The 21,527-nt window shown below is 68.7% G+C and carries 12 protein-coding genes, 1 tRNA gene and 1 pseudogene; 8 read left to right on the top strand and 6 right to left on the bottom strand.

Going from position 1 to position 21,527, the window contains the following annotated elements; translation table 11 throughout:
• Positions 1-59 precede the first annotated feature (59 nt).
• Both AB0F52_RS00750 and AB0F52_RS00745 read right to left on the bottom strand, forming a co-directional pair.
• Positions 60-230 carry a hypothetical protein gene (locus AB0F52_RS00750; RefSeq protein ID WP_360163133.1) on the bottom strand — a complete coding sequence of 57 codons (171 nt, stop codon included), beginning with the start codon at positions 228-230 and terminating at the stop codon, positions 60-62.
• 79 nt (positions 231-309) lie between these two features.
• Positions 310-1,020 carry an NUDIX domain-containing protein gene (locus AB0F52_RS00745; RefSeq protein ID WP_360163130.1) on the bottom strand — a complete coding sequence of 237 codons (711 nt, stop codon included), beginning with the start codon at positions 1,018-1,020 and terminating at the stop codon, positions 310-312.
• Positions 1,021-1,224: 204 nt separating this feature from the next.
• Here AB0F52_RS00745 and AB0F52_RS00740 point away from each other — a divergent pair, with 204 nt between their 5' ends.
• From AB0F52_RS00740 to AB0F52_RS00725, 4 genes and pseudogenes are all read left to right on the top strand, one after another.
• A complete protein-coding gene (locus AB0F52_RS00740) occupies positions 1,225-2,088 on the top strand; it encodes a 5'-methylthioadenosine/S-adenosylhomocysteine nucleosidase (RefSeq protein ID WP_360163127.1) in 864 nt (287 codons plus the stop codon).
• The gene (locus tag AB0F52_RS00735) at positions 2,085-4,241 is read left to right on the top strand and encodes a hypothetical protein (RefSeq protein WP_360163124.1); all 2,157 of its coding nucleotides are present in this window, start codon (positions 2,085-2,087) and stop codon (positions 4,239-4,241) included. Before AB0F52_RS00740 ends, AB0F52_RS00735 begins: the two co-directional genes overlap by 4 nt.
• 10 nt (positions 4,242-4,251) lie before the next feature.
• Positions 4,252-4,325 (top strand) — tRNA-Leu (locus tag AB0F52_RS00730).
• 239 nt (positions 4,326-4,564) lie between these two features.
• Positions 4,565-4,860: pseudogene (locus AB0F52_RS00725) on the top strand (transposase family protein); the annotation flags it as partial.
• 959 nt (positions 4,861-5,819) lie between these two features.
• Here AB0F52_RS00725 and AB0F52_RS00720 read toward each other — a convergent pair.
• Complete coding sequence (locus tag AB0F52_RS00720; protein WP_360163121.1) at positions 5,820-6,050, bottom strand: hypothetical protein; 231 nt, start codon at positions 6,048-6,050, stop codon at positions 5,820-5,822.
• Positions 6,051-6,332: 282 nt separating this feature from the next.
• Here AB0F52_RS00720 and AB0F52_RS00715 point away from each other — a divergent pair, with 282 nt between their 5' ends.
• The gene (locus AB0F52_RS00715; RefSeq protein WP_360163118.1) at positions 6,333-10,088 is read left to right on the top strand and encodes a hypothetical protein; all 3,756 of its coding nucleotides are present in this window, start codon (positions 6,333-6,335) and stop codon (positions 10,086-10,088) included.
• Between the two features lie 448 nt (positions 10,089-10,536).
• Here AB0F52_RS00715 and AB0F52_RS00710 read toward each other — a convergent pair whose 3' ends face one another.
• Positions 10,537-11,826, bottom strand: coding sequence for an HEXXH motif domain-containing protein (locus AB0F52_RS00710; protein ID WP_360163115.1), 1,290 nt, complete (start codon positions 11,824-11,826; stop codon positions 10,537-10,539).
• Entirely contained in the window at positions 11,823-12,944 is a 1,122-nt protein-coding gene (locus AB0F52_RS00705; RefSeq protein ID WP_360163112.1) for an FxsB family cyclophane-forming radical SAM/SPASM peptide maturase, read from the bottom strand. Before AB0F52_RS00705 ends, AB0F52_RS00710 begins: the two co-directional genes overlap by 4 nt.
• Positions 12,945-13,324: 380 nt before the next feature.
• On the opposite strand from AB0F52_RS00705, the gene fxsT reads away from it, so the two are divergent.
• Genes fxsT through AB0F52_RS00690 form a run of 3 tightly spaced genes read left to right on the top strand, consistent with a single transcriptional unit; the run spans position 13,325 to position 19,305 of the window.
• Entirely contained in the window at positions 13,325-17,119 is a 3,795-nt protein-coding gene (gene fxsT, locus AB0F52_RS00700) for an FxSxx-COOH system tetratricopeptide repeat protein (RefSeq protein ID WP_360163109.1), read from the top strand.
• A gap of 21 nt (positions 17,120-17,140) precedes the next feature.
• Positions 17,141-18,145, top strand: coding sequence for a hypothetical protein (locus AB0F52_RS00695; protein ID WP_360163106.1), 1,005 nt, complete (start codon positions 17,141-17,143; stop codon positions 18,143-18,145).
• The gene (locus tag AB0F52_RS00690) at positions 18,145-19,305 is read left to right on the top strand and encodes a hypothetical protein (protein ID WP_360163103.1); all 1,161 of its coding nucleotides are present in this window, start codon (positions 18,145-18,147) and stop codon (positions 19,303-19,305) included. The genes AB0F52_RS00695 and AB0F52_RS00690 overlap by 1 nt, the downstream gene beginning before the upstream one ends.
• On the opposite strand, the gene AB0F52_RS00685 is transcribed toward AB0F52_RS00690, so the two are convergent.
• Positions 19,253-21,526, bottom strand: a complete 2,274-nt coding sequence (locus AB0F52_RS00685) for a hypothetical protein (protein ID WP_360163100.1) — start codon at positions 21,524-21,526, stop codon at positions 19,253-19,255. The two genes, AB0F52_RS00690 and AB0F52_RS00685, sit on opposite strands and share 53 nt — an antisense overlap.
• Between the last annotated feature and the right edge of the window lies 1 nt (position 21,527).

Genomic DNA, 21,527 nt, shown 5'->3' with positions numbered 1-21,527 from the left:
GTTCGTCCGTCGAAGCCCCCGGCCCTCGTGGCCGGGGGCTTTCGTCGTTTCGGGGAGGCTCAGCCGTCGTGGGGTCCGGTGGCCGAGGGGGCGACGGCGCTGTGTACCGCGGGCTCGCTCTGCCCGGGCGACACGGCGTACCCGGTGACGACCGCGCCCAGCACCGCACCCGCGCTGAAGGCCAGTGCCACCGTCCGGACCGCGAACCTCGCCTTGCAGTGGATCTCCATGTCGGCACTTCCCGTCAGAGTGACGATTAAGGTCGGAACCGACGGTAGCCCGCCCACCCGGTTAGCGTCAAGGTGACGATTATGGGCGTGGCCGCAGCATGGCCGGGTGGAGCACGGTGGCGGGGCCGCGGCGGTAGAGCGCGGCGGGCCGGCCGGGCTGTCGCGAGACCCGCTCCCCGGTCGGGATCAGGAACCCGTCGACGCCGATGATCTTGCGGTGGAAGTTCCGCGGGTCGAGCTGTTCGCCCCAGACGATTTCGTAGACCTCGCGCAGGTCGGTCATCGTGAACTCCGGTGCGCAGAAGGCCGCCGCGAGCGTGGTGTACTCGAGTTTGCCGCGGGCGCGTTCGACCGCGTCGGCGATGATCTTCTTGTGGTCGAACGCGATCCGGGTGCGCGGTTTCAGCACCTTCTCCACGGGCATGAGGACAGCTTCGCGGGCGTCGCCGCCGGCCACCGGAACCGGGAGCTGGGGCGAGAAGGCGACGTAGCAGACCGCGATCACCCGCTGGCGCGGATCGCGGCCCGGCGTCCCGTACGTGCGCAGCTGCTCCAGGTGTAACGCCCGCGCGTCGAGGCCCGTCTCTTCGTGTAGTTCGCGGGCCGCGGCGTGGTCGAGGTCTTCCGACGCCGACGCGAGGAAGCCGCCGGGAAGGGCCAGCATGCCCTCGTATGGCGGGATTCCCCGCTTCACGAGCATGATCTGCAGCGAACTGTCGTGCACGGTGAGAATGGCCAGGTCCACGGCGACCGCGACCTCGGGAATCGTCCACTCGCCGGGCTCAGGCATGGTCGGCGACCCGGCCGGTCGTGGTCGGTGGAGTGTCCATAGTGCACAGTGTACGCAGCAGGCCAATATTCGTCTTATTGACGAGAATAGCCCGATGGGGCTACCTTGCACGTTGCACTCGGCATCCTGCCGGTCGCGAGGGCGCCGTTTCGGCGAACAGAGGGAGATCGTCATGGCAGAGCGGAACGAGGGGGAGGTCGCCCCGTGCTGGTGATCCTGACCGCCTTGGAAGTGGAGCGCGCCGCGGTGCGCGCCCGGATGACCGGGGTGCGCAAGCACGTGCACCACGCGGGCACGGTGTTCGACGTCGGCGAGCTGGCCGGTCGCCCGGTCGCGCTCGGCATGGTGGGGACGGGCAACGCCCGCGCCGCGGCGATCGCCGAACGCGCGGTCGCGGAGTTCTCGCCGGCCGCGGTCGTGTTCACCGGCGTCGCCGGCGGCCTGCGCGACTGGCTCCGGCTCGGCGACGTTGTCGTCGCCCGGAAGGTTTACGCGTACCACGGTGGCTACAGCGACGACGCGGGCTTCCGGAGCAGGCCGGAGGCCTGGGAACCGTCGTACCGCTTGCTGGAGCTGGCGCGGGCGCTGGCCAGGGAGGGGAACTGGGGCGGCGCGGAGAGCGAGCCGGAAGTCCACTTCGAGCCGGTCGCGGCGGGCGAGGTGGTGGTCGACGGGCGGACGTCCGCGGCCGCGCGGTACCTGTGGGACAACTACAACGACGCGGTGGCGGTCGAAATGGAAAGCGCCGGCTTCGCGTTGACCGGCCACCTCAACGACGCCGTCCCGGCGCTGACCGTCCGCGGGATCAGCGACCGCGCGGACGGCGCCAAGGACGTCGCGGACGAGTCGGACTGGCAGGCGGTCGCCGCCGGCAACGCGGCGGACTTCGTCCGTGCGCTCGCCGCCGGGATCGGGGGCACGGAGGGTGCCCGCGAGGACGAGCGCGACCAGGTCCCGGTGGCGACCTACACCAACGTGGCCAAGGACAACGCGCGCGTCGGGCAGCAGGTGGGCGCCGTCTACGGGGACTTCCACGTGACGCAGCGGTCCCCGCGGAGGCACGCATGAACGTCCCGCACGGGTTCCAGAACCAGGCGTCCGGCGAATCCCACGTCGAGCAGCAGATCGGCGCGATCTACGGCGGCACGTTCCACCGCAACGAAACGACCTACAACATCAACCCCTCGGATCCGCCGGAGCGGCGGTTCGAGGTCGCGCTGAACCACCTGCGCGGTGGTACCCCGCGGATGGCCGAGACGCTCTTCCAAGAGCTGCTGCAGCAAGGGCACACGTCCACCACGCTCGCCTACCACTATGCCTTGTCCGTCCTCAGTGACCGGTCGCTCAACGAGATCAGCGACGACGTGTACGCGCGGTTCCGGATGGCGGACCTCACGGCCCGGCGGTTCGCCCACGACGAGTGGCGTGGCGCGCTGAGCGTGGTGTGGGAGCTCATGTCCTTCGTGTGGCGGCAGGAGATGGGCAGCGCCCTGGACGCCGCCGACCTGGCGAAGGCCATGGCGAACCTGCAGGAACTGCCCCGGGACCGGCAGAACGAGATCACGCGTCACCTCGCGCTCGTCCTCGGCGGCGCGCTCCAGGACAGCGTGGACGTCGTGGACGCCCAGCGCGTCCGGACCGAGCGCCTCGGGCACGACCGGGTGGACCGGGCGTGGAAGTTCTTCGAGCCGGATCCCGCGGTGCCGCGGTACTTCGTGCCCACGCCCGCGGCCATCCCCTCGGCGGAATGGGTGAAGGCGGGCCTCGGGGCAGCGGGTGTGCTCCTCGGCTTGATCGCTTTCCTGAGCGGGTTCGGCGACGGCCGGCCCGGGGCGGGCATCGCCGGCCTGCTCGTCATGGCGGCGGGGTTCGCCGGCGCGATCTGGGCGGGGCGCGAGCAGCAGCTGGGAACGATGCGGCTGGTCGCCCGCGACCGCGAGCACGGCGTCCCGCTGCAGTTCCAGGCCGCCGGCTCGCCCGGGCACTGGGTGTCGTCCCGGTTCGTCGAGCAGATCCACAAGCTGGTGGAGGCGCGGTTCTGGGATGCGCGGCCGCACACGCCGGGCAGCTGGGTGAACGACACCCGCGGCATCTGCGAGTACTACAAATGGCGGTTCGTGACCCTGTTCGGCAACGCGCAGGTCGAGGCCGGGGCGGTGAACTGGCTGATCCGGTGGCACGCCCGCCGGGTGGCGGCGCAGTGGCGGAACGGCACCCTGTTCGCCTACCGCGACGAGGTCCGCCCGTCGTCGACCAGCCTCCTCGTCCACCGCACCGGGATCGCCGTCGCGATCGTCGGAGGCCTGATCATGCTCGGCGGCGCGGGCAGCTTCATCGGAGCGGCGCTCTTCCTCGGCGCAGGCGGCTTCTTCGCGATGCAGCACGGCCTCCGGATCATGGTGTCCCACCAGTTCCAGGCCGAGGAGAACGAGCGCGGCAGCCGGCTGCTGAAGGAGGAGGAGCAGGCGTTCGTGGAGTGGTCGCAGGTGCTCGCGGACCGGCCCGACGACGCCGAGATGGCCTGGTGGCTCGACCTGGACAAGTCCCACCTCAAGACCGAGGCCCTGCGCCGGTGCGCGCTGACCAACCGCGACCTGGTGGCGCACGTGGTCCTGACGGAGGGAGCGGCCAACGCCCAGCGCGCCCGCGTCCTCGGCGGCCCGATGCGCTACTCGCGCTACGTGATCCTCGTGTTCCTCCTGACGCACAGCGGCGTCCGCGAGATCGAGGTGGACCTGGACTTCCTCAAGGCGGACGTCCACGACGAGCGCCGAACATCCTTCCGCTACGACGCCCTTTCCGCAGCCCGCGTCGCCGAAGTCGGCGTCCGGTACGCGGACGGGTGGCACTACCAGATCCTCAACGGGGACAACGCGGTCCTCCAGCAGACGCAATCCGTGCGAAAGCGGGCATTCCGGCTGACGCTGGTGAGCGGCGAGCAGATTTCGGTCGTCGCCGAGGGCTTCGAAGACCTGACGGACGAGAGCGTGGAGAACGAGGCCATGTTGCAGCGCCTCGCAACTGGAGTCATCGGGCATCGCGGGCGCACTGCACGTGTTGGAGGCGGTCTCGGCGGAGGGCCGCGATTGGATAGTCAGGGAGCAGGAACGCCGCCGCCGCAGATCGGAGGACTGGCGCAGAGGCGAGCACGGCCCAGGCCTCCTCGACGCCGACCCGGAATAGTGCGGCGCACTGGACGCGAGACCGGCTCGATCACCTAGAGTGTGCGGTGCCCCCGTAGCCCAACCGGCAGAGGCAGTCGACTTAAAATCGATTCAGTGCGGGTTCGAGTCCCGTCGGGGGCACCGCGCAGACCATCATCGCCTGAACGGTCCTACCTGACCGGCACGCTGGTCATCGAGGCGACGTACGACCTCTCGTCGAAGCGCGGGAGGCGGTGATGGGCTCCTCGTCCAGCGTGAGCAAGTTCGTCACCACGATGATGAGCATCGTCATCGGGCTGACCTTCCTCTTCGGCTTCGGGAACGTCGTAAAGGATGTCTCGTAACCCGGTGTCGGGCTGGCGGGACCTCATGTTGGCGTGGTGCAGGTGATCACGGCGTCGCGGTCGGAGTGGATTACCCGTTCACCGGGCTGGAGCCAGGCCAGTTTCGTAAGCTGGTGCGGCTGGTCGCGAGGCGCGGCGGGGACGAGATCGTGGACGGGCGCCCGGGCCGGCAGTGGGCGTTGCCGCTGGCCGACCGGGTGTTGCTGGTGGCGACCTATTGGCGGACGAACCTGACGATGCGCCAGATCGGGCCACTGTTCGGGGTATCGTATTCCGCGGCGCTGCCGACGTTACGGCTGCTGGAGGTGCTGACCACGGTGATCGCTCTGGCCCAGCGCGTCGAACCATCCGAATTAGGTTCGCTGCGCGAAGACCTCGCCGCGAAACAGGCCGCCGACGTCGTCCAGTTTCTGGTGAGCACCACCGGGCTGGACGACTGCTTCCGGGCCCGCGCGAGGTCGCTTCTGTCGAGGAACCTGTGGCTGGCCCGCCTGGGTGGACCACGATCACCACGTGACCTCGACGTCGCGACGAACCTGCTGCTGCCGAAAACTCCTACGTCAGCTTTCCTGCCGAGTCCCTCGACAGCGAGCAGTGGACGCTGACCATCGCCGTGCTCAGCGGCGCCGTCGCCACGTTCGTCCTCGGCCGGCTCGGCGCCGGTCCGCACCGGCGGGCCACGATTCTCTCGTGACGCTGGCGATCGTCGTCTGCAGCGCGCTCACCGTGCTGCCGCTGCCGTTCGCCTGACTGATCGTGGGCAGAGCGGCCCACGATCGCCCTGGCCTCAGTGGTCTCCATCATCGGAGCCCGGCGTCGGCTATTCGCTGGCCGCGGAAGGTTGAGGTTCCCAGTGCCGCCGAGCTGTCTACCTGCCAGTAGATGCAGACAGGTCGGGCGTTAGGTGGCGGCGACGGCGGCCTGACGAACTCAGTCGACACCAGGCGTCGCCATCCGGCTTGTGTGACTGCTCGCCGCGCGAGGCAGCCGATCAACCAGCTCAACTGATGGCCGGTGAATCGCCCGAAAATGGCGCCGACCGTCCATGGTGAAGCTTCGGCGGTCGGCTGGGACGACCGTGCTGAGCGACGTAATGGCGCTTGTCTCGCCCGTAGTTGGCTCGTCACCGAGTGGACCGGCGATAACCGATATCGCTAGGACTCTCTGTGAGTCGGTGACGCTACGAGCAGAAAGCTGGCAACCGGCTCCACCCCGCCACTCCTTCGGGTGAAACCTGGGTGGAAGTGCTAACGAAGGGTTCTCACAGGTCAGCGTGTATAGCTGATCGGATTCACTTCTTGTGCTGGCGTCGTATGAGGAGTTGAAGTACCCGGTAGGCGTCGTTGCGAGTGTTCGCACGTCGCCGGAAGGTGGCAGCGAGGGCCACGGTGGCGGTGGCGGCGGCGATGAGCAGAGTGCTAATAGCGGCGGTGATGGCAGCGATTTCCATGATCGGCTCCAGGCGGCAGGGTTGCGATTGCTTGGTTGCCGTACTGTGACCGCTCGCGGGGTTGTCGGGCACGTGGCGATAATGGCGATTACACAAGTTGGCGACATTGCCACATGAGGTGCGTCTGGAGGAGGGACTGTGGTGCAACCACCTGACCAGCGGAGACCGGGTCGTCCGTTCACCGCCGACGTACGCGACGTGGCCAAGTTCTCGGAGCCGGTGCGGTCGTGGGTGCTGGCACTGCGCACTGCCATTCGAGATCGGTTCGGCACTCTGGCGGCTTTCCACGTCGCCTACGCGCGAAGGATGTCAGGCTCGGGAACCGGCGATTCTGTCGTGCCAGAGCGGTATCTCATGGGTACGAAGGAGATCAGCAAACAGCTTCGCGACGGTAACCGCTACCCGGACGGCCCTGCCAAGTTACTGGCGCAGTGGATCGTGCAGCTCTGTGATCTCTCGCGGAACCAGGAGTTCCTGAGACTAGAAGCGCAGGCAGCTCGGTATATTGCGGATCGAGCTCTGAATAACGGGCGGAATACGGCGAAACAGGAACCGACTGCCGCCATCCCTGGGGCCGATCCTGCAGTCGGCAAACATCGGCCCCCTGACGGCTACGACGCTGAGCGGACCGCTATTGAGGACCACCACCGTGTAGTTCTTGATCGAAGCGAGGAGTTGCGACACCTGGTCGACAAGCTGCGCTGTTCAGGTTCGTATCACGTCATCGTGGCGCCGGCGTTTGCCGGTAAGACGGCCTTCATGGTCGAGTTGCACCGCCGGCTGCGGGCCGAGGACTACCGCACCGCCGTATTCTACATAGTTGAGCACTACTCCAATCGGTCGCAAAATTTCCTCGAAGCCGTCATCGGCCAGTTGCTCTGGGTATGCCAGTCGAGTGAGAAGCTCAGCGTCGCCGACGAGCGGCCAGCCCAGTTCGCGAGACTCTGGGCAGATTTTGCGGCCCTTGGAACAGTTGATCGTCCAGTGGTTCTCCTTATCGATGGTCTCGACGAACAATCGCCAGTGGATATGATCAGCCCGCTGCTTCCGGTGCACCTCTCGGGTTACGCACATGTAGTCGTCGCAACCCGAGGCCTGCCCGATTTCCGGGATGCCGTGCCTCGGCACCACGCTTTGGCAACTTCGCCAATATCTGTCATTTCACTGGTCGCCAGCCCGCATGCCAAGGTAAGGACGGATCACGCGAGACGTGATCTGGAGAAATGGCTCAGGTCGGCCGACTCGGTCCGTGAGAACATGGCTACGCTGTTGCTTGTCGCGGGCGCCCCGCTTTCCCGGCATGATTTCGCCGATCTGCTGGATCTCAGTGTTGGTCAGGTTGATCTGTACTTGCACGATATCGAACGGTGCTTGTTGCCGATGACCATTGAGGTCGGAGGAGTTGGTTACCAATGGGTGCACGCCAAGTACAGCGAGTTCGTCGCTAACTGGGTGAGCGCGAAAGGGCGAGTGCACGCGATCCAGCAGGTGCTGACCTGGGCAGACCGCTATGCGGGTAATGGCTGGCCCGACACAACCCCGCCCTTCCTTTTGCATGGCCTCCATCATTTCCTGCGCACGCACCACGACATCGGGGGCCCGGTTCGCCTGGCAGGACTTGTAACCAATTCCCGGAGACAGCGGCTGTTGGCGGAATATGGACACGACCGAGCGTTCCTCGACACCGTCGCGTTCACAAGAGACGCGCTGCACGAGATCGACGGGGACTCGGCGAATAGTCTAGAACTGATGTTTCGGGTCGAACTGCACCGCATGTTGGCGACTGCTGCCGCCGCACCGCTGCCCCTCGGGTTGCTGCGCCTTTTCGTGCTTTTGGGGCAGGCGGACCAAGCGGAGGGTGTCGCCTTCTGTGTTGACGAGCGCTATCGAGCGCGGGCGCTGGCCGAGGTTTCCGAGGCGCTTACCGAGATCGGCGACACTATACGAGCGAGTAAGATTGCAGACAGGGCATGGGATTTCGCGACGGCTGATGACGACAAGTACCATCAATTCACTTCCATTCGCGCGTGCGCGCGCGCCGCCCGGAAGGCTGGAACGGAAATTTTTCCGTCGGTGATCCGAGTGGATCTGATCGGCGAAGACCCACGACTGCTCTGTGAATATGCTGGCTATTTAGTAGAGATTGGCGAGCAGTGCGCGGCCCGTGCTGAGATCGATCGCCTCATCAAGCCCGGACCAGATTACGATCGGCTAGGTGGGTGGGTGCTGGCCGAGGCTGCTGCCTCACTGAGCTTGCTGGGTGATCTTGACGCCGCTGCCAGGACGGCCAGGAGAGCTATTTCGCGGCGTGGGGTATCGGGCGAAGGCTGTGGCGCGCAGATCGGCCAGGTGGTCGCGAGCCTCGTTCGAGCGTCGCGAGCGGATGATGCCACCGGTATAGCGTCCGCGATCGCGAATTCGCGGGACTCGTTGCGGGCGAGGGTCCACGGTGCGCTTATTGAGGCTTTGAGCGAAGCAGGCGACTATCGTCGGGCTCAAGATATTTTGGAGCGCGAGTTGGAGTTGGCGAATTCGGTGCGCACCTCTTTTCTTTGGGGTCTAGATCCCCTCTTGTATCTGAGAGGTGCGCAAGCCAATTGCGGTACCGGCGACGTGGAAGTTTTGAAGGAGTTACTCCGGTGTGTGGATAGAGAAGGAATCCGCTCCGATGACCTGGGCGGTTTGGTGAAGCTTGGCGAGGCCTTTCTCGCAATGGACTGCAGACAAGATGCAGCCCGGGTGGCCCAGTTCGCGCGGGAGCTGAGCGGACCCGCTCCCCTCTACATCGACGACGACTCGATGCGTCAGATGGCCGTAGCATTGATCAAGGTCGGAGACATTTTCGCAGCACGCAACGTGGCCGGAAACATCGATGATCATACGCTGCGAACTGAGGCGAAACGGACCGTCGAGATCGCAGAAGCGATCGCAGAAGCGGCCGCAGGGGAATTCTTACCCACCAGTGAGTACGCGAAGAAGTGGTCACCCTGGGACCGCGCGCAGCTCGCTGTTACCCTGGCGGGCGTCGAGGGAGCCGCTCGCACCGCGCGCGAACTTGCGACCGAGCTCATCTTACACGAGGACCAGGCGCATGGACCCGGGCGAGGGGACTTGGCCGCGTCGTATTGCGCCCTGCGCGCCATAGAAGCACTCCGTCGCGTCAGCAGCGTCGAGCACTGCGAGACTGTTCTAGCCCGCTTATCGTCCAGTGGCCGCGCCGGGGCTCTTGCGAAGCTTTCAGGCATTTGTCGGGCGACGGATGCTGCCACGGCCGACAGGTTGTTCGAGCAAGCCGTCAACCTGGCATGCCACCTTACCGAACGCAACCGCCGCGTGTCCGTGCTTTGCGAAATGTTGAAGGTTGCCGGGTCGCTTCAGGAATCAACTCCGGGCATCGTGCAGGCACTGACTATATTCCGGCAGGAGCTGGAAAGCGAGGCGAGCCTCGAGCTTGGCTACTCGCTGGCAACATCACTGCATGATGCTGGGTTGAACGACCTCGCCCGTGCGTTCGCGCTCAAAGTGTACGAGATCTGTGAAATCGAGGACGATCTCGGCAATGGCAGATCGTATGACGGCTTACTGTGCTCTTTCCTCGTGGTCGCGGGTATGCACGATCATGCGCTACACCTCGCGGAGGGGGCGGGCTGGCTTACCTTGGCTTCCCTCGCTAATGAATACATCGCGAACGGCGACATGCGGACTGCTCGACGAGCGGCGGAGTTGGCCTTCAAGGCTCGGCGAGGAAAAGCAACGAAGGATTCAGATGGAGTGGCGATCATGATCCTGTTGATGTTGGATGTCGGCCGAGTGGATCTCGCGAAGCATCTGTTCCAAGAGGATTATGTCGGTCCCGAAGGCGACCAACTTGTCAGCGCCTTGATCCGCGGCTTGGTGGTGCACGGGCGCGAGCGTGAAGCCCTCTCGCTGTCCTGTAGTTCCTCGCTAGAACCCTGGCGGGGTGCAGCATTGGTTGCGTGGAGCGCCGCACCGGCCTGGCCGACAGACATGCGCCGCCGCAACCTGCAACTCCTCCACCAGTACACCTACCACGGATTCATCCCGGACCAGCCGACCCAACAAGTCAATGGTCAGAACCAGACCGGATAAGACTCGTTCAATTCGCTGGACAGCCCTCCTTTACCAGGTGAGGGGTCGGTCGCAGTTGTCGGCGGGCGTTGCGGCGCTATAGACGAGTCAGGGTTGCTACTGCTTGCTCGCGTTGACCCCGCTTCGGGTTACCGGTGGTGCGCGCCCCGGGCAGGTGGAGCCCTGTTGTGCTGGCAAGGCTTCTCACAGAAACGCTTCGAACGTCATTCCGCACGCGTCGCGGAAGTACGCGGCCGGACCAGCGCCGACCTGCCGTTGCACAGAGCTACTGTGGTGGATATCCGCAGGTCGTGAGGGACGGCAGTCCATGCGGATGTTCTCCGAGTCCCGTCGGGGCACCACGCAGACCATCATCACCCTGATCGGTCCAAGCCGACCGGCACGCTGGTCATCGAGGGCACGGACGACCTCTCGTCGAAGCGCAGGAAATCGAATCTGAAGGCGCCCTCTATCCCGTAAAACGCGCAAGGCCGTCGACGTCCGGTTGCCGGTGCGTCCCCCAGTTCGTCGAGAGCCAGGTGCCCCGGTGCTCTGAACCGAGCCGGCGGGCTGCGGCCACGGCGGTCCTGCTGACCGGCTCCGCGAGCCAGCCGGCGATGGTGTCCGCCAGCAAGCCGGTGAACTGCCGGCCCAGTTCGGTCAGCTCGTTGCCGGCCCGGAGCTCGGCCAGCGCCTCGGCCACGGCCTTGCGCCAGCGTGCGAATTCCGTTTCGGCGAACAGCCGGTCGGCCGGTGGCGCCACCGCTCGCCGCTGGTTTCGCCAGAATGCCGCGACTCCGGCGAAGGCGTAACAGCCGTGCAGGAGACCGCTCGCCGGCCTCGGGTCGGTTCGCCAGGGGGCGTAGTAGCGGCGGCTCGCGTCTCGGGAAACCAACGGGAACAGGTCCGTCAGCCCGATGAGCTTGGTGTGCTGGAGCTCGTGGGCCAGGCTCGCGGCCGCGGTCACCGGGTCGGCCGGCGGCGAAAGGAAGACGCACCCGAACGCCGCGTCCGCGGTGCCGCTCACCGGACTGGCCGTCCCGCCGGGCAGGGGCGTCACCACCTTGATCGCCCGCGGCAGTTCGTCCGCGGTGGCCGGGTGGTGGCGGGTGAGCACGTGCCAGGCCGAATCAAGCGCCGTCCGCCAGGTGGCCGGGACCGCGGCGGCATCCGGGCGCAACGAAGGAGGCTCGTCCTCGCCGGCCCAGTCGTCGAGGATGAACGTGGCCGGGCGCTCCCGAGTGCCGACCGTGACGCGGGGGAGCGGACGCCAGCGGTCCGCTCCTCTGCGCCAGTCCGCGGGGATCGTGGCGGATCCGACCCGCGTGCCGCCCGCCACCGGGGTGACCGTGGTCTTCCCCGGTTCGGCCAGCAGCACCGTTCCCATGCCCGGAATCGTTACGTCGCAACGGAACACCTCGACCGTCACGGGTTCCCGGGCGTCGACCGCCGCGGCCAAGGTGATGCGGTGCAGGCCCGGCGCGGCGGGTGCTTCCCGTGCGGCCACGCGCAACGCCCAGGCCCCCACCGAAGGGTGGCGCAGCACCCGCGTGACGGATCCGGGACTGGCCCGTTCCAAGGAGACCAGCAGCGCAAAGACGGCGGCCGCGGAAGCCTGCGTGGCGGCCAGGTGCTTGACCAGCTGGAGGGTGCGGCTGAGCCGGGCGTCGGCGAGCAAGCTCACCACGGACGGCCCGCCGCCGCCTTGCGCGAGTGCGGCGAACTGTTCGCGTCGCAGCGCGAAGGGAGCGGCTTTCACGTGGCGCCGCGCAACGCGGCGAGATCGGCGGCGAGCCGGGCCCGGATGTGCGCGATCAGCCGGTAGAGGTCCGCGCAGTAGACCGAGGGGTTGTCGAACCCGGTGCCCGAGCGGTAGCGGTGCGCTGGGAGCCCGCCACCGCACACCCGCACCAGGTCGCACGCCCGGCAGGTCGCGTTGAGCGGTGGCGGCAGCGCGCCGGCGAGCGCCGCGTCGAACGGAGCCCGGTCCACGTGCAGGCCGGTCGCCGCCGCCCCTTCGGCCACCGAAGCAAGAATGTCCGACCGGCTGATCGAACCATCCGTTTCCACCACCAGAAACGGCGCGGTGTCGTTGCCGACGCCCTCTATACCGGATTGGCCGCCGAGCAGCACGTGGATGATCTCTTCGAACAACCGCACCCCCGTTTCCCGCCGAGGCGCGCCGTACCAGCGTTCGAAGACGCGGATCAGCCAATCGCCGTACCGGCCCGCGCCGGGTGGCGGCGCATCCCAGGTGCTGTGCGGGAGCAGGAAATCGACTCGAGGCGGAGAAAATTCCAGCAATGCTTCGTAGGTGGCCACCGGATCGTTGCGCAGATCGATGGTGCACAACAGCCCGCGGTAGATTTTCCGGAACGCCGGAGAACTGAGCCGACGCAGCGCGGCTGCCGTGTCCGCGTGGCTGCCTCGCCCGCCGGGCCCGCGGCGGTGCCGGTCGTGGGCGACCCGATCTCCGTCGAGGCTCACGCTGACGCCGATGCTCAGCTCGCTCAGCACGTCGAGGGTGGGCCCGGTGAGCAGCGTCCCGTTGGTCTGCATCGACAGCCGTACCCGCGCGGGCACCCGGTCCTGCAGGGCGCCGGCGATCTGCCGCACGAGGGAAAGGCCGCCGAGCAGCGGCTCGCCGCCGTGGAGCAGGACCGCCAGCGAGGGCAGCCGGTGCGCGGCCACGTGTTCGGCGATCCGGCCGACGGTCCGGTCGGCCAGCGCCGGTGACAGGGCCCGCGGGCGGACCCGCCAGCCGTGGTCGGCCTTGGTGTACAGGTAGCAGTAGTCGCAGGCCAGGTTGCACCGGCCGTGCAGCTTGAGGATGAACTGGCGAAAGGCCAACGGGGCGGCCCGGGCGGTCTTCTCCATAGTTCCTCTATTCCTCCCGATCAATGAAACACGCTCGTCCGGGTGATCGCGAGACCGGCGACATCGATTGATCTTCCTGGCCGCAGGCCGATCGGCCGAACGGTTCATCCTTCTCTGGAGTGACGGACGGCCGGTATGATGAAATGATCAACGGTGGCATGAGGGGCGGCAGTGTCGATGGCCGACGAGAACTTGCTCGAATCCGATCTTCTTGACGTCACGGATCTCGACCTCGAGTCGTTGCAAGCGTTGCCTGATTGTGTACTGCGGTCATCACTGGATCGCGCGCTCGGCGATTCCCGGGGCAGATACGATCAGCCGTACGAGTCAGGTCTCTGAGGCGCCGTAATATCCGGTCCTCTTTTTTCGACTGGAGTGTGATGAGCAGCCCATCGAGCACCGGCAACCCGGGAGCGGGGCGGCAGCCGAACGTGACTGCCTTCCTCTCCGCGAAAGAGGGGGCGGGGTGCACGAGCACCCTGGCGAATCTGGCGTGGGCGTTGTCCGCCGCGGGACGGCGCGTGCTGGTGGTCGATTGGAGCCCGGCGGGCACGGGACAGCGTGAGTTCCTGGGCCCGTTCGCCTCCGAGCAGGTCGAGCTCCCCGGCCCGCTCGCCCGGCAGCTCCGGCTCGCCGCCGCCCTGCCGGCGAACCCGGCCGAAGCCGGTCCGCTGACCGCCGTGCGCTGCACTCACCTCGACCAGGCCGGGTACGTCGACGTCGTGACACTGAACGCGGCGGACTTCGCCACCACCGCCGCGCCGGGCCTGCGGGAGCAGCTCCTCGCCGCCGGCTACGACGACGTCCTCGTGGACTGTCCCGCCGGGCCGGGTGACCCGATGCTCGCTTTCCTGGGAGTCTGGTGCCGGTGCGTCGTGGTGTGTTTCGTGACGCGCGCCAAGGAAGTCGCCGAAGCTCGCGCGCTGGTGGACCGCGTACGCCTGGCGGGGCGGCCGGGACTCGCCGTGCTGCCACTGGCCACCCGCTTCGGTGACCGGTTCCCCGAACGGGCCAAGCAGGCACGCAGCCTCATCGCCGTGGAGTTCGGCTCCGTGGTCGAGGAGCAGGCGGAGGTCCTCCACCTGGCCGAGATACCGGAAATTCCCGAGCGTAGCCACGACACGGTGGACCCGGTGCTCAACCTGGTCGTCGAAGAACCGGGAGCGGGTGGCCGGCTGGAGGCCGGGTACGGCAACCTGATGGCCGCGCTGACCGGTGGTGCGCCGGCGTCCGTTCCCGAAGTGCCCGAACTCGTGCGCCGCCGCTACCGCAAGGCGTTCGGGCTGCCCGTGACGGACGGCGGCGCCGAAGACCGCGTGGTCGTCGTCTACGCCACGCCCGACCGTGCCTGGGCCGACTGGGTCGACACCCACCTCCGGCGCGCCGGCGCGAGCACCCGGTTCTTCCGCGACGCGGAGCCGTGGCTGTCCGGGAGCGGCCGGCTCGGTGTCGTCCTGGTGGGCACCGCGGCGTTCGACGAGGCCGGACTGGCCCCCGAGGTGGTGGCGCAGGTCGGGCGGGCCCGGAGAACCGGGACGCGGGTCGACGTGGTGATCCTGGCGCCCGGCGGATCCGGCCGGACCAGCGACATGTTCTCCGACGCGGTGACGATCTCCGGGGATTTCGCGCAGGACGGGCAGTGGCTCGTCACGCGGATGCTGCGGCACTTCGGTTTCGTCGAGCGGCCGGGGAGCAGGCCGGCCGAAGGCGGCCACCTCCCCGGGCGGGCACGGAAGCTCCAGTCCCTGCCGCCGCGCCGCCCCGTGTTCGTCGGGCGCGACGACGAGGTCGAGGGATTGCGGGACCGGCTGCCCGTGGCGAGGGCGGGCCGGGAGGAGCTGACCGGCCGGCCCGGGATCGGCAAGACCGAGCTCGCGCTCGAGTTCGCCCACCGGTTCGCCGGCGACTACGACGTCGTGTGGTGGATCCCCGCCGCGGACCGGCAGTCGGTCCTGCTCGCGCTCGCCGACCTCGCGGAACGCCTGGCCGGGCCCGCCTCGGGCACCTACGGCAACACCGTCGCCCTCGACCGGCTGCGCGATCCGGCCTTCCAGCGGTTCCTCCTGATCTACGACAACGTCGAGGACCGGGCGGTGCTCGAGGGAACCGTGCCGGAAAGCCCGCAGGGACACGTCATCGTGACCGGGTCGGCGGCTCCGGCGTCGGCGATCGAGCTCGCGGAACTCTCGAGCCGCGACGGCGTGCGGTTGCTGAATTCCCGCGTCAACGGGCTCACTTTCGCGGACGCCCAGGAAGTCGCCGAAGCGGTGCGGCACCTGCCGCTCGCGCTCGATCTCGCCGGGGCGTGGCTGAACGAGCTGAGTGACGCCGACCGCCGGGCGGGATCGAGCGTCCTGGCCGCCGCGGCTTGGGCGGCACGCCGGTTCCTGGACCGGCTGGGCAGTCCCGCCGGCCGGGCGGGCGAGGATTCGGACGCGACGGTCGCCCGGGTCGTCGGCCTCATCCTGGCGAGGTTGGACGAATCCCCGCTGGGGCGCTGCACGGCGCTGCTCGCCCGGCTCTGCTGCTGCTACTCCCCGCACGGCATCGGATTGGGCCTGATCCGATCGACCGCGATGATCGACCGGCTGGCCGAGCTCGCTGGCCCCGACGCGAACCTGCTCCGGCAGGACGCCGTGGAGATCGACCGGATGCTCTGGCTGGGATCACGGCTGGGCCTGTTCCGGGTCAGCTGGGCGAAACCCAGTTCCCTGCAGGTCCACCGGGTGGTGCAGCAGGGCATCCGGCGCTGTCTCGGCGCGGAAGAGGAGGCCCGGTACCGGGCGGAAGCGTTGCGGGTACTGGTGCGTTACGCGCCGAGCGAGGTGGAGGTCGACGAGCGCTTTGCCGCGGACCGCTTCCTGGAGCTGCACAAGCACGTCTTCCCCTCGGGCGCGGTGCTGAGCGAGGACGCGGCGGTCCGGCGCTGGCTGGCCGGCCAGGTCCGGTTCTACTACCGCAGCGGTGGGCCGCAGGTGCAGCGAGAGGCCCTGCCGTACGCCGAGCGGGTGCTCCGCGAGTGGACCGCGCGGTTCGGCGAGGACGATCCGCTGCGGATGCGGATGGCGCTGCAGGTCGCCAACCTCCACCGGGCACTGGGCGACTCCGCCGCGGCGCTCGACCTGGACGACGCGGTGCTCGGAAGCCTGCGCCGGCAGCGGGGGCTCACGCACCCGCAGACCCTCTTCGCCGCTCGCGCCCGGGGCGGTGACCTGCGCAGCCTCGGCGACTTCGCGGAAGGCCTCGTCGAAGACCTCAGCACCTGGGACGGCTTGCGGGAGGCGCTCGGTGACGACCACCCCGAGACGCAGATGGCGGCCAGCAACGCGGCCGGATCGCTGTTCCTCAACGGAGACCTGAGGCGTGCCCACACGGTGGCCACCGAGCAGTTCGAACGCCGGAAGCGCTTGTACGGCAACAGCCTCGAGGTGTGGGCCGCGCTCGTGCGGGTCGGTGCCTACCGGCGGGAACTGGGCCGGCACCGGGACGCGGTCCACGCCCTCCGGGAAGCATTGGGGCGATTGGCGGACCTCGAACCGAAGCTGAACGTCTACGAGCTCATCGCCCTGCGGCAGCTCGCCGTCGCGGAGCGCACCGGGCCGGGAGCCGGCACCCCGGGGCACGCCGAAGACGCCTGCAGCCAGATGGAGGAGGCGTACACGGGGTACCGGACGCTGCTCGGTGACGACCACCCCGCCACCATGGGCTGCGCGCTGAGCCGCGCGGCCACGCTGCGGGCGACGGGCACCGATCTCACCGGTGCCGTGGAACTCGCCGAGGTCGCCCTCCACGGACTGCGGACCAAGGCGCGCTACGCCGAACAGCACCCGTTCACCGCGCTCGCCCGGCTGACCCTGGGGTCGGCACTGCTCTCCGCAGGAGAGCTCGATCGTGGGCGCGACGAGGTGACCGGGGCGCACGAAGTCCTGGTGTCCCGGCTCCAAGCGGCGCACCCGTGGTCGCTGGCGGCCGCGGTCGCCCGGGCGTGGGCCCTGGCCGCCTGCGGGCAGGGCGAGGAGGCTGCCCGGCGCATCACCGAGGTGCGCCTGGCCTGCCTCGAGCACCTGGGAGAAGACCATCCGCTCACCGCGGTCGCCGCGCACGACGAGGAGCTCGCCGCGGCCGGGCAAGTGCGCTGCTGGCGCGTGCACGACGTCGACATCCCGCACATCTGAATCCCGGCTCGAGGAGAATCGGTGGCTGTCCACGAGAACCACGCCGACCACGTCGGCTCCGAGTTCGACGGCGAACGAGCGGCGGTGACGGCGGCCGCGGAGGCGGAGCCGGCGTTGAGCTTCCTCGCCTACTACCGGCGGGGCGTGTACGACTTCGGCGTCGACCGCATCGGGGACCCGGACGAACGCGCTCGCCGAGCCCGGGTCCGGCTGCTGGGCCGGCAGTTCTGCCACCTGGTCAGCCGCCTCGACCACACCCTCGCGGAGGCGCGCACGGGCGGGTTGATCCGGGTCGTCCTGCACGGCGGCAACGGTGCCGCGTTCTGCGACGCCGTGGTTCCCGACGCGCACCTGTTCGGCCTCGTCCTGACTCCCGGAGCGGACGAGCAGGAGCGGACGACGCTCACCGAGCGGGCCGCGATCCGCTCGGCGGACAGGAGCGTGGCCGCGCTGGCCACCCGGCTGCGGGCGACCGCGCACCTGCCATCGGCGAACCCGGGTGGATGGGAGACGGCCGGGGGTAACGGACGGCTCGCCGCCGACGGCGAAGGGGACGAGACGGTGACCGAGATCCGGCACCGCGGCGCGGACAACCTGCCGGAGGGAGAGCTCGCCTTCGCCCGGGACTCGCTGCGGCGGTACGTCCGCCCGCAAGACCTGCAGTTCCTCGCGTTCTGCGCGAACAGCGAACCGGTGCTGACCTTCGACCGGCTGGCCGATCCCGTGCTGGCACCGTACTTCCAGCAGATCACCGTTTCCGCGCGCCGGGCGTTCTACCACCGGCTCAGCCGGGAAGTCGGCGATGTGGCGGCGCGGATCAACCGGACCGCCGAGGACGTCGTCGGTGGCCTGCTGCACCGGCTCGTGCTCGACGTGGAGCAGGGCGCGGTCTACTACTACCGGCTCGGTGCCTGCCGGTACCTCATGGGCGTCACGCTGGACCAGGACGAGGTCAGCACCGCCGACGACCGGATGGCCGAACTGGCCCGCAGTTTCGATCCGGTCGCGGCGGGGCCGTGCGGCTGATGAAACGTCCCGGTGAATCGCACGGCCAGGGCGGGTGGGCTTCCCGCCTGATGTCGGCCCGCGTGCTGGCGCTGCTTCCCGCGCTGGTGCTGGGCGTCCTGGTGGCCACGGGTACCGGTCTGGACGTCGCGCACTCGCGCGGCTATCCCGTGGCGGTCACGGTGCTGCTGGCGATCGGGCTCTACGCGAGCACGCACGGCATCGACGTGGTGGAATTCCGGAACCGCTGGAAAACGGTGCTCATCGCCGTCACGATCGGGGTGTTCGTCAAAGCGGCGTTGATCTCCGCGGTGATGTTCGCGTTCTACCGCGAACCGTACGTTCTCCTGCTGGCCATCGCCATGGCGCAGATCGACCCGCTTTCCGTGGCCGCGATGCGGGCGAAGTCGCGGATGTCGGAGCAGGGCAAGGCCTTGCTGGCGGCGTGGGCGGCGTTCGACGACCCGGTCACGGTGCTGCTCACCGCCTACCTCACGGCCGCGATCGTGCCGAGCGCCGGTGCGGGTCCGGCGGTCCTGCCGTCCGGCCTCGCCGCGGCCGGGGGGAACTTCCTGGCGAACGCCGCCCTCGTCGTGGCGGTGTGGCTCATCCGGCTGGCCGTCCGGAGCCGGAACCCCGCTTCCGCAGCCGGCCGGCGGGTCCGCGCGGGGCTGGAAGTGGTCCTCCTCCTGGCCTGCGGGACGGCCGCGGTGCATTGGTCGCTGTTGCTGGGGCTCGCCGTCACCGGGCTCTTCCTGCGCCCCGATTTCGGCGCCGTGCTGGACAGAGCCGTCACGGCGTGCCTGGTGCTGGCGGCCTTCGCGGTCGGGCTCGTCCTCGCCGGCGGGGTCCGGATCGTCCCGGGAATCGTGCTCGGCACGGCTGCTTATGGCGCGCAGATCGTCGTCGCGTTGCTGCTCACCGCACCGCGGGCGTGGCGCGCGGACCGTGCGAAGCTGGCGCTGGGCCAGCAGAACGGGCTGACGGCGCTGGTGCTCGCCCTCGTCCTGGAGCCTGTCGTCCCGGTCGCGGTGGCCACCGTGGGACCGGCGATCCTGGTCGTGAACCTGTGGCACGCGGCCGCGAACGGGGTGTGGGACCGGCGACACCGGTTCCCCCGGATTTGTGCTACGCGTGCGGAGCGCTCGAACGAAGTACCGCACGCCGAACACGCGGGCTGAGGTTCTCGACCACGTCCTGCACGTAGGGCAGCGAGCTTTCGCGGGTACCGGCCGCGCGGCCGCGCACCGCCACGCTCGTGAGCGGGCCGAGCCGGAACGCGGGTACCTGGTTGCAGACCTCGTCGTAGGCCCGGCACAACCGGTCCAGCTGGGCCCGGGACTCCGCCGAAGCCCGGTCCGGGGAAGCGGGGGTATCCGTCTCCACCCGGCCGTACCAGGTCTCGATCGCGCTGCGGAAACCATCGATGATCCGGCGGAGGATGAGCGCGGTGCCCGCCGCGGGGAAGAACTCGCCGCCCCGGGTCAAGGCGCGGAAGTCGTCGATCGACTGCCGTCCGGTGGAGCCGAAGGCCCCGGTCAGGATGGGATCGAGCTGGAGCAGGGCCTCCAGCGTGCCGGTGGCGTCGGTGAAGATCTCGCCGACGTGGTCGGGCAGCCGGGGCGCGGCATCCGGGCCGGCCTGGCCCCACGTGGCCAGGTCCTGCAGCACGGTGGCGAATCCACGCGTGGACGCGGCGGCCGCGTCGTCCAGCTGCTCGCTCAGCTGCTCGAGGAGCCCGTGAAGGTTGGCCTGCTGCCTGCTCAGCTGGGTGAACCGGATCTCCAGTGCCGACGACGAATCGCCGGCGAGCGCTTCGAGGCGGTCGTTGACGATCCCCAGGAGCGTCGCCAGCCGGTGGGGGAACGTCGGGTCGCCGGACCGCAGCAGCTCACCGGTCAACGCCGTCCGGACCCGGTCCGCGACGGCGTCGTTCAGCACCCCGTTGATCACGACCAGTGCTTCGACCGGATCGTCCAGGTCGGCGAGGTCGTCGAGCTTGCGGTTCAGCATCTGGACGTCGCGCTCGTCGAGGATCGAGCGCGTCAGCAGGATCGCGCACCCGCCGGCCCGGCCGGGAAAGGTGACCCAGAAGTCGACCGGGTCGCTCCCCGGCGGGCCGAGCCGGTGCCGGAGGCGAAATTGCCACCCGTGGGCCTTGAGCACGCCGATCACCGCCGCCTCGACGTCGTCACCCGGCCGGGACCCGAACTGGCGGTGCGCGGCGTCCCGGATCATCGTCTCGGGAACCGGAGACGTCCGGATCCCGCTCATCCGGGCCTCGTCCGCCCACAGGGCGTAGGCGGCCCGCAGCAGCCGGATCACGTCGCGGGCTTTGCCCCCCGACAGGTCACGCACATAGCGCGGCGACTGCGCCGTGAACGGAGCGAGCCTGCCGTTCTGCGCCAGCTCGATGAACTGCCGGACCTCGTCCGCCTCCAGCGGGTGGAGTTCGACGGTGTGCGGGATCCGCTCGCGCACCCGCGCGTGGAGCACGCGGAGGAAATCCGGCAGTCCCACGAGCACGAGGCAGGCGCCCGCCTTGGAAAAGACCTCCAGCAGCTGCTGGAACGCGGCTTGGACGTTCTCGTCCTCCCGGCGCCGGGCGGTGAAGATCTTGTCCATCTCGTCGAGCACCAGCACGAACCGGCCGTGGTGACTGCCGAACAGGAGCGCGAACACACCCATCGCGGCCAGCGCCGTGGCCTCGGTGTCGATCGCGGCGACGATTCCGCGTTCCCGGAGCACCTCGGCCGGCGCCGCGCCGCTGAACCAGTCCCACACCGCGTCTTCGAACCCGCTGCGCAGCAGCAGGGTCAGCGCGGTGCCGAAGGCTTCGTCCCTGGTGACCTTGGCCAGGTCTTCGTGCACCCGGCGGAGCAGGGAACTCTCCATCAGGCCCAGCCGCTCCACCACCTGCTGGGGGTTCAGCTGGCGGTTCTGCAGCCACTCCAGGACCGTCCCGCTGAGCCCGGTGTCCTGCAGCGAGGAAGTGACGACGTCGATGTAGAAATCGCTCACCCTGGTCCGGACGAAGTCCCGGTCGAGCCGCTGGGCGAACCTCCGGTACAGGTCGACGAAGGTGCTGGCGGTGGCCTCGAGGTACATCGCCTGGTGGGGGTCGCCGAGCAGGGCTCCGGCTTCCTGAACCAGCCGCAGGGCGAGGTGTGATTTGCCGGTTCCGTAGTCACCGATGACGGCGAGGGCGGTGCCCTTGCCGTCGCGGCTGCTCACCGAGTCGGTGCTCAGGCAGGCGGACAGGTGGGCGAGGGCCTTGCGCACGGCGTCCGTCGCGATCGTGGGGTATTCGCTGTCCGAGGTGTAGAACTCGGTGACCTGGGCCACGGCCATCGGCGAGTACGGATTGTCGAGCGACGGCACTTCGTCCACGCCTTCGGTCACC

Origin of the sequence: Amycolatopsis sp. NPDC024027 (assembly GCF_040638975.1) — a bacterium.
Lineage (GTDB): Bacteria > Actinomycetota > Actinomycetes > Mycobacteriales > Pseudonocardiaceae > Amycolatopsis.
Note: the sequence above shows the minus strand (reverse complement) of the source record. Positions and strands in the feature narration are given on the sequence as shown.

Coding starts and splice junctions, on each gene's coding strand:
- AB0F52_RS00750 (WP_360163133.1), bottom strand. CDS start 230: ATGGAGATCCACTGCAAGGCGAGGTTCGCGGTCCGGACGGTGGCACTG.
- AB0F52_RS00745 (WP_360163130.1), bottom strand. CDS start 1,020: ATGCCTGAGCCCGGCGAGTGGACGATTCCCGAGGTCGCGGTCGCCGTG.
- AB0F52_RS00735 (WP_360163124.1), top strand. CDS start 2,085: ATGAACGTCCCGCACGGGTTCCAGAACCAGGCGTCCGGCGAATCCCAC.
- AB0F52_RS00715 (WP_360163118.1), top strand. CDS start 6,333: ATGGGTACGAAGGAGATCAGCAAACAGCTTCGCGACGGTAACCGCTAC.
- AB0F52_RS00705 (WP_360163112.1), bottom strand. CDS start 12,944: ATGGAGAAGACCGCCCGGGCCGCCCCGTTGGCCTTTCGCCAGTTCATC.
- fxsT (WP_360163109.1), top strand. CDS start 13,325: ATGAGCAGCCCATCGAGCACCGGCAACCCGGGAGCGGGGCGGCAGCCG.
- AB0F52_RS00690 (WP_360163103.1), top strand. CDS start 18,145: ATGAAACGTCCCGGTGAATCGCACGGCCAGGGCGGGTGGGCTTCCCGC.